Below are 12,859 nucleotides of genomic sequence, written 5' to 3' on the forward strand. Positions count from 1 at the left end.
ATTTTCCCCCTCATTAAGATACCCCTGTTTCCGTGACAAAGAGTTTTCCATTTGTTGCTTCAAGCCGTGCACCGACGCCGATTGGCAAGGTCGCCAAATCTTTCGTATGGCCGATCGGCAGTCCGTGGATGGCAGGGATCTTCAACGGCTCTAAAAATTCGTAAAGAATATCCTCTAGACTGAACGTGACATGGAACCCTGGATTATGCTTGAATGGCTCACAGTTGGTGCATTCCCCGATGACAATGCCGGCCGCTTCCTGCAATTTTCCGGCATTCAGGAGATGTGTGAAGGAATGGTCGAGGATCCAAGGCTCCGTCCAAACCTCCTCAAGGAACAAAATTTTCCCCTTTGTATCGATTTCGAATGGGGTTCCCAAAGAGGCACATACAAGAGAAAGATTACCGCCGACAAGTTCTCCTTCTGCGTCCCCCTTGTTGATGATATTGATCCACTTTTTCTTGTCGGAAAGCGAGATTTCCCCGATGGGTTCTTCCTTTGTCAACGCCTTGAATAGGTGGTCCTTGCGGTATTCAGAAAGATCTTCCGGATTGAATCCAGCCATTCCGGGTCCGTGGAAGGTAACAAGATTTGTGAATTTATGAATGGCCAAGTGAAGGGAAGTGATGTCACTATAGCCAATGAAGATTTTGGGGTTTTGGCGGACGAGCTCGAAATCGATATACCTCATCATCCTGGCGGAACCATATCCGCCTTGGGTGACGAATATCGCATCGACTTCGGGATCGGCGAACATCTCATTGAAATCATGGGCACGCTCTTGATCGGTACCTGCCAAGTATTCGTATTTGTTGTTCACATTTTTCCCGACTTTGACACGGAATCCCCACTCTTCAAGGGTTTGGATTCCTCTCGTCAAATCGCTGCGGTTATACAAGGGGCTTGCGGGGGCGATAATGCCCACTGTCTGTCCTTTTTCCAGTTTCTTAGGCTTTATTTTCATTATCTGCTCCATTCCATTCTAGAATTTTTTGCTTCCCTCCAAGGCTGTTGGAAATATCATGCGCGGCCATCAGGAGAAGCTCCAGGAATTCCGCTTTCTTTTCTTCGGTAAAATAGTGCTTCGGTCCGGAAATGGCGATGCCGGCGACCATTTTATCTTCATAGTTGAAGACCGGCGCCGCGAAGGCCAGCACCCCAAGGGCAAGCTCTCCTTCTGATTTTGAATAGCCTTTTTCCCTGATGTCGTTCAAGTCCTGTAAAAGTTCTTCTTTTTGGGAAATGGTGATCGGTGTGTATGTTTTGAGGTCTGTCGTTAAGATGTCGATTTCTCTTTGGGGTAGGTAAGCAAGGATCACCTTGGATAAAGCGCCGGCATAGATCGGGATCTTTTGTCCGACCTTGATTTCATAGCCGAAATGATGAAAGGATTCAAAGTTGATGAGGCAAAGCGCTTCTCCTTCGTCATAAATGCTCAGGTTGATGTTCATTTCCGTCTGGCTCGATAATTTCTGCAGATGCGGGGTGGCCTTTTGGATCAGGTTGTACCCTTGGATGACGACCCCGGCGATGCGGACAAATTGTATGCCCAATCGATACTTGCCGGTGCTGCTGTCCTGCTCCAAATACCTCCGCGCCGTCAAGGTCTGCAGATTCCGGTGCACAACCGCGAGCGCCAGGTCCGTCCGGGTCGAGATCTCCTTAAGGGAGAGCTCCTGATCACGATTCGTGAAGCATTCAATGATGTCGAATGCCCGCTCGACCGCTCGAATTCGATTCTCTGTCACTGTTTCACCTGCCTTTCGATATCAGTGTTTCCGTACAGCGGAAACACGTTTTCATTTTTAGCATATTAACCTACTTCAACAAAAATGCAGACAATCCTCTAAATTTTCTGAATTTATTTGATATTTAAGTGAAAAGATCATGAAAAGGTGACAGGCACCATCCAATTTTTGGATGGTGCCTGTCACCTTTTTAGTTATCTTTTTATTCAACATATTAATCTTCCAATGGCCGCCATATTAGCCTGTTTAATAAATTGAGATTGAAATAGATGATGGCTAACAAGCATATAAGAAGAAGCAGCTGAAATCCAATGAGATAGAATAGTCGTTTTGGTGCCAAACGCATCCTGTGGAATACGTACGTCACTGGTACAGCGACAATCAAGCTGATAAGGATCACCCATACATCAAGGTTTGAGAAAAGATGAAAATAAAAATCCGGAAAAGCGCTTTGCAATTGTTGAGCGAAAAAGGAAAATAACAGCACAACTAAAGCAAACACAATTAAGGCATTAATGATGAATATAAGAAAATAAACAGGTAAAGAGTTTCTTTTCATGTTCCATCCTCCCTAGTCGATATTATTGAAGCCACCTTGTTACAGATATTACCACAAACAAAATCTCTTCCATATACTTACACGCATTGTAATACTTGATAAGATTGAAAAGAATGGAAATTTATAGGGTGACAGGCACCATCCACTTTCTGGATGGTGCCTGTCACCCTATACAACCCGATACATACCACGTGACCTACGAAACTTTAAAAAATTCCCTTTTTTGAGACGGTTTTCTTGGATGATGCGTCTAAGGGTCAGAGATCAAAAAAGGAAGTGAAGGGATTGTTCAGCGCTATGCAAAGCAGCGGGTTAAGCAAGGGGGCAGATGTGGAGCTGGATGCAGCAGCGATGCTGGAAAGCTTGATTGACCAGTACGAACGGGCAGTGACACAATTCGCTTATACGTATGTGAAGGATTGGGGAGCGGCCCAGGATATCTCACAAGAGGTCTTCATTAAAATCTATGAGAAATTGGATTCGTTCCAACATCGTTCGTCCATGAAAACATGGATTTTCAGCATCACGGCCAACCAATGCAAAGATTACTTAAGAAGTCTAGAGGGGAAAAAGAGGAAGCTTTCCTCTTTCGTTCAAAATATATTTACACAAAATGATGAAAAAACGCCAGAGCAAATCATAGAAGAGAAACAATCAAACGACAGCCTGGCGCAGGACGTTTTATCACTCCCGGTGAAATATAGGGAAATCATCATTCTATACTATTATGAAGAACTCAATACGAATGAAATCGCAAGCCTGCTAGACATCAGCGGATCCACCGTCAGGACAAGGCTGGACCGGGCACGAAAGCAGCTAAAGGACCTGAACGAAGGGAGAGAAGGTAATGGAAGATAAACTTCAGAGGTTAAAAGAAGAACTATATGCAGAAGTATTCGCGAAAATGCCGAACGAATCGCAAAAACGGCAAATCATCAATAAAATTCAACGAAAACAAAAAAAGAAGTCCTTCCTGAATAATAAATGGCTTTATCCGGTCCTGGCAGTAGCAGCGATTTTTATCGCCGTCATCATGGCTTATCCGATGCTGAAGGAGCAGACCCCGAATTCTGCAAAGCAAACACCCAAGCCAAACCCGAATCCGGATCATCATGTGATCCTCCCTGATAAAGAAATGCCAAAAGAACATAAGGACGAACCGAAGCAGGAACAAAAACCGCCGGTGAAGCATGAAAAAACAGCAGAAGAGTGGAAGCAGGAGTTCAGGCAAATTTGGACATCCGAGCGTGAGCCATTTGATAAATTATTGATCAAATATAATCGGGATCGTCTAAATTACGGCGAGCATTACTTCCACGAAATGCAAGTGAAAAGCGAATTGCGGAATGGTGATATATTTGCGAGAGTAGAAGGCTATAACAAAAATGTAGGAAATATTAAAGATCCCTTTGGAAGTATTATTAAAAATGACACTTTATATGACCTCAATCCACATGCTGAGACAAAGACATATGAGGTGATCAAGTTGGAAGGATCGGCAAAAGACATTTTCAACTCACCGGAGTTCTCAAGTCCATACCCGCTCTTTCCTTCAGGAGCTGACTTGACCAGTGAAAGGTTCAAATGGACTGTTGATCGATACAATGAAAAGGAACATTGGATAAAAATTTCAGCAGAAAATACCAAGCCCAAAGAAGGACAATCCGAATTTGCGGATGAAGCCCGCTTCACAGCAGAGGTTGATACAACTTACGGAATCCTGATGGATTTGAAAATGTACGATGAGCAAAATCAGCTCATTGATAATGTAAATGTGACGGAACTGAAAGTAAACAATGAAGTGCGAAACTTGAATCTTGATCTCAACATCCCAGCAGGGTATAAGAATATAGAAGAAGCCATGAAAGAAAGAGTAAAAATTAATGACAATTGGGTCCAATCTGCCAAAGCGAAAATCCAAAAAAATCACCCTGAAGTCAATGATGTCACCTATTATGGTGAAGGAGGTGCACTCGTCTTTGCCATAAATTTTAAAGACAATACCGATTTAGACAAGGAAAAAACCATTGCGCAGGAATTCTCGGACCAATTCACGATCAATGCCAATGCCTCCGAAGAATATAAATCACGCAACAACACCGTTTGGGGAAAAGGACAATATGGTCTGAATGTCATGATCAGTAACAGCCTTATACGATGCCAAGGAATGGGAAGCGGAAAAGAAGACGCATCTGGCACACCTCTTTTGAAATGGGAAGAACCAGATAAAATAATAAGCCATTAAGAAAAAGGTGACAGGCACCATCCAGAAAATGGATGGTGCCTGTCACCTTTTTAAATTTATTACAATTTCACCCATTTTTATGAGACGCTTTTCACCCCCGCTTCGTCTAAGGGGTGAAAGATATAAAGCAAAAAAAGGGATTGGTCGATTTTATGCATGACATCTTTCACTTACACAGGAACATACAAATATACAGTCACGGAAACAAGGATCTAAAGGGGATGAAATCATGAAAGAAAAGAACAAAATGAGCAGATCAGAACGAAAGCAGAAATCTCCATACAAGAAATGGGGATATCCCTTCGCGGGAGCAGCCGTGCTGGCGATCGGGGCCATCACCGCTTATCCAATGATCCATACCGACAAACCGACAACAGCAACGAAGTCGGCCTATGAAAATAGAGTGGTGTCGAATCTTATGCAGCCCATCGAGGCAGCACCTTCAAACAACGCCGCACCGAAACCGGAACCAACAACTGAGAAACCAGCCGGATCCGGGCAAGAAAATATCTCAAAACCCGAAGGAAAAACGGCACCTGACAAAGCCGTAAAGGAACAACCGAAAAAAGAAACACCCGACCAAACAGAAGCGCCCTCGATGACAGCGGATCAATGGAAGAATAAATTCAAAGAGCTATGGTCATCCCCGCGTGAGCCGTTTGAGAAGCTGATATTGGCATACGATAAGGACACCCTTGCCCAAGGGCATCACTATCTATTTCAGGGAGAATTCAAATCGGAAATGAAAAATGGCCAATTACAAGCGGTATCCGAATACCAACATAATAAGGAAGGTGTAATGACGAATCCTTCCCGCCTCATCTTAAAGGATCAGACGCTCCTACACTTGCATCCTAATATTAAAAAATATGACAAACAACAGGTGAAGGGAATGGCCAAGCAAATCTACAATTCAGCTGATTACTTTCATCCCGTACCGATTTTCCCTGGAAACTATGCACTGGCGAATGATAACTTCCACTGGACGGTCGTCGAAAATAACGAAAATGAGCATTGGGTCAAAATCACTGCCAAAAACACCGAGCCTAATAAAGCGCCCGATGCTCCTTTTGCCTATAAGGATCATTTTACCGCCACAATTGATACGGACAATGGAATATTGCTCGACCTGAAAATGTACGATGACCATAACCAAATCATCGAAAGCCTCAATGTGACCGAATTGAAAATCAATGATGAAGTGCAGAATTTAGATATGGACTTCACCATTCCATCCGACTATATGAATATGGAAGACTATTGGAACAACCTGGTCGAGTTTGATGACAACTGGTTTGGCACTGCAAAACAAGCAATCATGAAAGAATACCCTGTAGTCGAAGACGCATTCTATTCCGGTGAAGATGGAAATATCAGCTTTGTTCTATCCTTAAAAGACGGAATAGACCCTGAAAAAGGAAAAGCCATCGCAAAAGAATTTATGGAAAAAGTGACTGAGAATGCCAACACTTCCGAAGGATATCAAAAACGAGGCATCACCATCTGGTCCAAAAACCAATACACATTCGATGTCCGGATCGATGTAGATCAACAAAGCTATGACGCCTATATCACGGAACACAACGATCAAACCGGTCTTCCGCCAATGAAATGGAACAAACCAACCAAGCGGCTATCCCCGAAAATATAAAAAAAGGTAACAAAAAAGGTGACAGGCACCATCCAGAAAATGGATGGTGCCTGTCACCCTTTTCAATATCATTCAGCAATAAAATACTTTTCCAAATACTCCGCCCACAGTTTGTGCCCTTTTTCGTTCGGGGCGCTTTGCGAAGGTGTCAAATCTTCCTTCACGGCCGCAGTCGCCGGATCTGGCCAGGCTGTCCAATGATCTAAGTACGTAATAGATTTCGACTCGGCGAATTTCTTAATCGCCGCGACTTGCCTAGGGTAGTAAGTAGATTGATAGATCGGATGAGGCGGCTGCAGAATCATCACGGCATCACCTAGCGCTGCCTGGAACTTCTCAAAATTTTTCTCTTCACTCTCCACCGGCACATACCCATTATCATTCAACGTGAATGGCTCAAACAGCACCATATCCGGTTTGAAATCGGCAACCTCTTGATAATCGCTATACTTAATAAACTTGCTGGACCGAATACTATCATACTCAAAGATCTTCACCTGCAGTACATCGCTTCCAAAGGCCTGCTCCATTTTCGTCTTCAATTGCACCGACCATCCGTTAACATCCTTCCCCAATGACTGTGAACCCACAATACCCATCAAAAAGGGCTGATTGCTTTTCATCTTCGACTTCAAAGCTTCCTGTGCTTTCAATGACCAATTTTTAGCCAACATGATAGCCCGTTTCTCTTGTTCAGACAATTCGAATTTATTAGGACTATCATCCGGAAGAGAGGGGGTGGTTCTATCATCATCATTTTCTGATCCGGCTGCAGCCACACTCTCATTCCAATGAAGTGTCCCTAGCGCCAAGACTCCAACAAAAATGATGAGCAGCACACTGATTAGTAATATCTTCAATCGCATAAATATCCACCTCATTTGAAATTTATTCCATGACGTAAAAAGGCATCCTAAATTATAAAAATTTGTTATTATTAATAAATAAAGGACATTTTGTAACAAATCTATTAAAATTATGACAAGGTTACACGAAAAATACAATGTAATATGGTATAATTCATCAATAATTTCCAATTTATTCATAGTTTAGGAGGCACTTATGGAAGAGACGATCAGTTTAAAAGAATTGATGCAGACATTAAGAAAGAGATTGGCTCTTATCACAACGATCACGCTTGTGGCAGCAATCGTCAGCGCAGTTGTCAGCTTCTTTGTATTAACCCCGATCTACCAAGCGTCCACACAGATTTTGGTGAATAAGACGAACGACCAAAATGCAATGTACAACACGAATGAAGTGCAGACAAATCTCCAATTGATTAATACATACAATGTCATCATGAAAAGTCCCGCCATCTTAGATAAAGTCATCGACCAATTACATCTAGACATGACCGCTGCCCAGTTAAATGGAAAAATCACGGTCCAAAGCGAAAAGGATTCGCAGGTGGTCAACGTTTCCGTGCAGGATCCAGATCCGAAAAAAGCTGCAACAATCGCGAATAAAATCGCAGACGTATTCCAAACAGACATCGTACACATCATGAATGTCGACAATGTCAGCATCCTTGCCAAAGCAGATGCGAAAGGGAAATCCCCCATCAAACCGAAGCCGCTGCTGAATGTTGCGATTGCGATTGTCGTCGGCCTGATGGCAGGTGTCGGACTCGCCTTCCTATTAGAGTACTTGGATAACACAATCAAGACCGAGCAGGATATCGAAAGGGGATTGGAGCTCCCTGTATTGGGAGTCATTGCGAACATTCCGGATACCGACTCCACGCACGAATTGTCGCGTTCCGAGCGCAAGTCGAAAGTAAGGGGTGAAAGTTTTGGCGCCTAAGAAATCAAAGAAAGACGTGCTGAACAATAAGCGGAAGCTGATCACGAAGAACGAACCAAAATCTCCTGTATCGGAGCAATATAAAACAATCCGGACGAATATTCAGTTCTCTGCTGTGGATCAGGAAATGAGATCGATCATGGTCACATCTGCAGGGCCTGGGGACGGGAAATCGACAACGGTCGCGAACCTTGCCGTCGTCTTTGCCCAGCAAGGAAACAAAGTCCTGCTCGTCGATGCGGATTTACGAAAGCCAACTGTGCACTACACATTTGGGGTGACGAATGTCCGCGGCTTGACGAACGTGCTTTCGAATCAGTTGGAAATCGAAGATGCCGCAGTTTCCACGGAAGTGGATGATCTTTTCATCCTGACGAGCGGTCCGATCCCGCCGAACCCTGCAGAACTGATGGGCTCAAGGCTGATGAAGAATTTCTTGGAAAAAGCCTATGAGCAATTTGATATCGTCCTCTTCGACACTCCGCCTGTCCTGGTCGTAACGGATGGTCAGGTGTTGTCCAACCATTGTGATGGAACGGTGTTGGTCGTTTCAAGCGGACGGACAGAAATGGAAGCAGCGGGAAAAGCGAAGGATATACTCGAAAATACGAAAAGCAAGCTGCTTGGTGTCGTATTGAATAACAAAAAAGCTAAAGATACGTCATATTATTACTATTATGCTACCAAATAGGCAAAAATCGACAAAATACACCCGTTTACAAAAAAAGTAAACTTGATAGTATTAGATTATAGGAACTTAAGACTATTGATTTGGAAATAAAAAGGAGGGGTTCGTATGATTGATTTGCACTGCCATATCTTATCAAACGTTGACGATGGCGCCCAGAACATGTCTGAAAGCATCGAAATGGCGAAAGAGGCTGTTCGGGAAGGGATCCATACCATCGTTGCAACCCCTCATCATAAAAATGGAAGAGACGAGAATGCCGGTGGAGATATTTCGGCAGCAGTCAGACAGCTGAACGAAGTCCTTTCCGAGCAGCGGATTCCATTGACGGTGCTGCCAGGCCAAGAAGTGCGCATCTACGGCGAGCTCCTTGATGATCTTCATGACAGTGTCATCCCGTTGAATATCACCTCACAATACATATTTATTGAATTGCCTTCCAACCATGTTCCGCGCTATACGGAGCAGCTCTTCTATGACATTCAGATGCAAGGACTTGTACCGGTGATCGTTCATCCGGAGAGAAACGCAGAAATCATCGAGAACCCGGACAAACTTTATAAACTTGTCAAAAAGGGATCGTGCACCCAAGTGACAGCTTCAAGCGTCGTAGGGAGATTCGGGAAAAAGATCCAAAGATTCACCCATCATTTAATCGAAGCAAACTTGACTCATTTTGTCGCTTCCGATGCCCACAACGTTACGACCAGAAGCTTTCATATGAGAAAAGCCTATGACCTGATTGACAAAGAATTTGGGACACAGATAAAGTTTATGCTTATGGACAACGCGCAGCTTTTGATTGATGGGCACAACATTTATAGGGATGTGCCGGAACGCATCAAGAGAAAGAAATTTTTAGGAATCTTTTAATGTGACAATAAGGGATTCTTTTTGTTTTGAATCTTTTTATATACGACCAAGGGTATAGAAAATATTGGTAATGCCTCCTCACCACTATCAATGGAGGCACTCGGCCATGCTGTGGGCCACAGCAGACCTTAGACGCGAGTCGTCGAGAGTATGGCGTGAGGGAGGGTTGGATGCCCTGAATTTTCAATATTCCGAAATGAATATTTAATGAAGCTACCTGTCAAGACGCATGTCGTTTCATTAGATATTTATTTTTGAATGTCGATTTTATTTTAGTAGAGCAATAAAGAATGCTGTTTTTAAAAAAAATGTTTTTTTATGAAAAATGTGCATTGTTGATTTACGCGGAGAGGTGCTCGCTTTCCGCGGGAGTCTCGCACCTTCCGCTCCAATCAGCCAACAAAACTAGTACCTATCCATGTTAAAACACATAAAACAACATTCTTTTAAAAAATGTTATAAAGAAAAACTTTTTAGAAAAGAAGGGATATTAGTTGAGCTATGAAAAGCGATTATCATTGTTGATCCTTTTGGATTCGATTATCGTGCTGACGGCCATATACATTGGCTATTTTACTCTTCACCCCTATTTAAGCTTTTATACATTCCCGGTGCTGGTGATGAGTTCGATTACCCTATTGATTTCTCATCATGTATTTGCCTTTATTTATCGTTTATATCAAAAAGCATGGGAGTATGCGAGTGTGGGGGAAATGATGGCGATCATCCGGGCGGTCACGCTCTCGATCATTGCTACCGGCATCGTTCAATACTTGCTGAATGGGGATATTTATATCCGTGTCCTGGGCATCACGTGGATGCTGCATGTCATCCTGATTGGGGGATCAAGATTTTCTTGGCGGATGTACCGGGATCACTACATAAAACAAAAAACAGACAAAAAACGATCACTGATCATCGGGGCAGGGGCGGCAGGGACGATGCTTGTCCGTCAGCTGTTAAAAAGCAATGATACCGACATGCTGCCAGTAGGATTTGTCGATGATGATCCGATGAAGCAGAAACTGCAATTCTACGGTGTAACGGTTTATGGGAAAACAAAGGAAATCCCTATGATCGTTGAAAAACATAATATAGAGAATATTGTTATCGCCATTCCTTCGATGGGGCGAAAAGAGATTCAAAGAATATATCAGGAATGCAGCAAGACGAATGCAAAGACACAGATTATGCCGATGATCGAAGATATCGCCTCTGGGAAAGTGTCCGTCAATCAATTCCGCGATGTACAGGTTGAGGACTTGCTTGGCCGTGAGCCGGTGGAATTGGACATACAGAGCATATCCAAGAGACTGGCGGGAAAGACGATTCTGGTCACTGGGGCAGGTGGTTCGATCGGTTCGGAAATCTGCCGCCAGGTAAGCAGATTCAAACCGAAGAAACTGCTCCTATTAGGTCACGGAGAATATTCCATCTATCAAATCGATATGGAGCTCAAACAAAAACATCAATCCGAATTTGAAATCATACCTATTATAGCTGATGTACAAGATAGAGCCCGTATTTTTGAAGTGATGGAATACCACTCCCCGGATGTTGTCTACCACGCAGCTGCCCATAAGCATGTACCGCTAATGGAATTCAATCCGAAGGAAGCCGTCAAGAACAACGTAATCGGAACGAAAAACGTGGCAGAAGCGGCAGATACGTTCGGTGTAAATACATTTGTCCTTGTGTCATCTGATAAAGCCGTAAACCCGACAAACGTAATGGGTTCGACGAAGAGGATCGCGGAAATGGTCATCCAAAACCTGGACAAACAAAGTCAGACGAACTTTGTCGCCGTCCGATTCGGGAATGTCCTAGGCAGCCGGGGCAGCGTCATCCCACTATTCAAAAAGCAAATCCAGACGGGCGGTCCCGTGACGGTCACCCATCCGGAAATGACGCGATACTTTATGACGATACCGGAAGCATCCAGACTTGTCATCCAGGCAGGCGCACTGGCGAAAGGCGGCGAGATCTTCGTCTTGGATATGGGAGAACCGGTAAAGATTGTAGATCTTGCCGAAAACCTGATCAAATTATCGGGATATACAATGGACGAAATCCCGATCAAGTTTGCCGGCATCCGTCCCGGGGAGAAGATGTTCGAGGAGCTGCTCGGTTCTGAGGAAGTCCATCCGCAAGAAATCTTCCCGAAAATTTTTGTCGGGAAAACGGTGGAGTTCGATTATTCCAGAGTCGATCATTTAATAGAGAAATATGCAGGGGAAAGTTCTGCTGCGATTAAGGAATATGTACTGGGGCTGGCGAATAAGAATGAAAAGCTGCTTGTCAAATATGTAAATTAAAGGAGGATTGGTGAAATGCAAAAAATTAAAAAAGCAATCATTCCGGCAGCCGGCTTAGGGACGCGCTTCCTCCCGGCGACCAAGGCACAGCCGAAGGAAATGCTGCCAATCGTCGATAAACCGACGATCCAATATATCATCGAAGAAGCCGTTGCGTCCGGCATCGAAGACATCATCATCGTCACGGGCCGCGGCAAACGGGCGATCGAGGATCACTTTGATAAATCGTATGAATTGGAAGAAACGCTTGCCAAGAAGGGGAAGCTTGAGCAGCTGGAAGAGGTCCAGGGCATATCGAAGATGGCCAATATCCATTACATACGCCAGAAGGAACCGCTGGGCCTCGGCCATGCCATCGCCTGCGCTAGCCGCTTCATTGGGGACGAACCTTTTGCCGTTCTTTTAGGGGATGATATCGTCCACTCACCGGATAACCCGTGCTTGAAGCAATTGATCGATGTGTATAGCCGTTATAATTCGACGGTCATCGGTGTCAAAGAGGTGCCGGAAGAAGAAGTATCCAAATATGGCGTCATCTCGATTGCAAACAGCGGAAGCAATCAAGGTGTGTTCCACATTAATGATCTTGTAGAAAAACCTAAACAGGAAGAAGCACCATCCAACTACGCCATCATGGGCCGTTACATCCTAAGACCGGAAATCTTTGACCTCCTTGATAATTTAACCCCGGGGGCAGGCAGCGAAATCCAACTGACCGATGCGCTCAAGAAGTTGAACGAAATGCAGATGGTCGTCGGCTGTGAGTTTGAGGGTCAGCGTTATGACGTCGGGGATAAGCTCGGCTTCATTAAAGCGACGGTAGAATTTGCCCTGCAGCGGGATGATTTGAAGGACGATGTGCTGGATTATTTTAAGAGTATTTTGAGTAAGGAGCAGGTGCAAAAGTAGGTTCTACACTTTAAATAGGTTGAGCTAAGAGAATGAGGCTGGAGCTTTGAGGGGATTCGGCCTTT

Annotated in this window: 12 protein-coding genes; 8 read left to right on the plus strand and 4 right to left on the minus strand. The window is 44.1% G+C overall.

The window, feature by feature from the left end; all coding sequences use genetic code 11:
• Window positions 1-13: 13 nt before the first annotated feature.
• From D9X91_RS12405 to D9X91_RS12415, 3 genes are all read right to left on the minus strand, one after another.
• Entirely contained in the window at window positions 14-964 is a 951-nt protein-coding gene (locus tag D9X91_RS12405) for a S66 peptidase family protein (RefSeq protein ID WP_121680954.1), read from the minus strand.
• Window positions 948-1,748, minus strand: a complete 801-nt coding sequence (locus D9X91_RS12410; RefSeq protein WP_121680955.1) for an IclR family transcriptional regulator — start codon at window positions 1,746-1,748, stop codon at window positions 948-950. The genes D9X91_RS12405 and D9X91_RS12410 overlap by 17 nt, the downstream gene beginning before the upstream one ends.
• Before the next feature lie 214 nt (window positions 1,749-1,962).
• A complete protein-coding gene (locus tag D9X91_RS12415; protein WP_121680956.1) occupies window positions 1,963-2,307 on the minus strand; it encodes a hypothetical protein in 345 nt (114 codons plus the stop codon).
• A 285-nt stretch (window positions 2,308-2,592) separates the two neighbouring features.
• Here D9X91_RS12415 and D9X91_RS12420 point away from each other — a divergent pair, with 285 nt between their 5' ends.
• The 3 genes from D9X91_RS12420 to D9X91_RS12430 all read left to right on the plus strand — a co-directional run bounded on the left by D9X91_RS12420 (window position 2,593) and on the right by D9X91_RS12430 (window position 6,203).
• Window positions 2,593-3,165, plus strand: coding sequence for a sigma-70 family RNA polymerase sigma factor (locus D9X91_RS12420; protein WP_121680957.1), 573 nt, complete (start codon window positions 2,593-2,595; stop codon window positions 3,163-3,165).
• Complete coding sequence (locus tag D9X91_RS12425) at window positions 3,155-4,552, plus strand: hypothetical protein (RefSeq protein WP_121680958.1); 1,398 nt, start codon at window positions 3,155-3,157, stop codon at window positions 4,550-4,552. The genes D9X91_RS12420 and D9X91_RS12425 overlap by 11 nt, the downstream gene beginning before the upstream one ends.
• A gap of 229 nt (window positions 4,553-4,781) precedes the next feature.
• Window positions 4,782-6,203, plus strand: a complete 1,422-nt coding sequence (locus D9X91_RS12430) for a hypothetical protein (RefSeq protein WP_121680959.1) — start codon at window positions 4,782-4,784, stop codon at window positions 6,201-6,203.
• A 68-nt stretch (window positions 6,204-6,271) separates the two neighbouring features.
• On the opposite strand, the gene D9X91_RS12435 is transcribed toward D9X91_RS12430, so the two are convergent.
• Window positions 6,272-7,069 carry an SGNH/GDSL hydrolase family protein gene (locus D9X91_RS12435; RefSeq protein ID WP_121680960.1) on the minus strand — a complete coding sequence of 266 codons (798 nt, stop codon included), beginning with the start codon at window positions 7,067-7,069 and terminating at the stop codon, window positions 6,272-6,274.
• 196 nt (window positions 7,070-7,265) lie between these two features.
• Here D9X91_RS12435 and D9X91_RS12440 point away from each other — a divergent pair, with 196 nt between their 5' ends.
• The 5 genes from D9X91_RS12440 to galU all read left to right on the plus strand — a co-directional run bounded on the left by D9X91_RS12440 (window position 7,266) and on the right by galU (window position 12,794).
• A complete protein-coding gene (locus D9X91_RS12440; RefSeq protein ID WP_121680961.1) occupies window positions 7,266-8,009 on the plus strand; it encodes a YveK family protein in 744 nt (247 codons plus the stop codon).
• Window positions 7,999-8,700, plus strand: coding sequence for a CpsD/CapB family tyrosine-protein kinase (locus D9X91_RS12445; RefSeq protein WP_121680962.1), 702 nt, complete (start codon window positions 7,999-8,001; stop codon window positions 8,698-8,700). Before D9X91_RS12440 ends, D9X91_RS12445 begins: the two co-directional genes overlap by 11 nt.
• A gap of 105 nt (window positions 8,701-8,805) precedes the next feature.
• On the plus strand, window positions 8,806-9,570 hold the full coding sequence (locus D9X91_RS12450; protein WP_121680963.1) for a tyrosine-protein phosphatase: 765 nt from the start codon (window positions 8,806-8,808) through the stop codon (window positions 9,568-9,570).
• Window positions 9,571-10,064: 494 nt separating this feature from the next.
• Window positions 10,065-11,885 carry a polysaccharide biosynthesis protein gene (locus D9X91_RS12455; protein WP_121680964.1) on the plus strand — a complete coding sequence of 607 codons (1,821 nt, stop codon included), beginning with the start codon at window positions 10,065-10,067 and terminating at the stop codon, window positions 11,883-11,885.
• A 15-nt stretch (window positions 11,886-11,900) separates the two neighbouring features.
• Window positions 11,901-12,794 carry a UTP--glucose-1-phosphate uridylyltransferase GalU gene (gene galU / locus D9X91_RS12460; RefSeq protein ID WP_121680965.1) on the plus strand — a complete coding sequence of 298 codons (894 nt, stop codon included), beginning with the start codon at window positions 11,901-11,903 and terminating at the stop codon, window positions 12,792-12,794.
• The last annotated feature ends 65 nt before the right edge of the window (window positions 12,795-12,859 follow it).

It is taken from the genome of Falsibacillus albus, assembly GCF_003668575.1.
In the GTDB taxonomy this organism is placed as follows: domain Bacteria; phylum Bacillota; class Bacilli; order Bacillales; family DSM-25281; genus Falsibacillus; species Falsibacillus albus.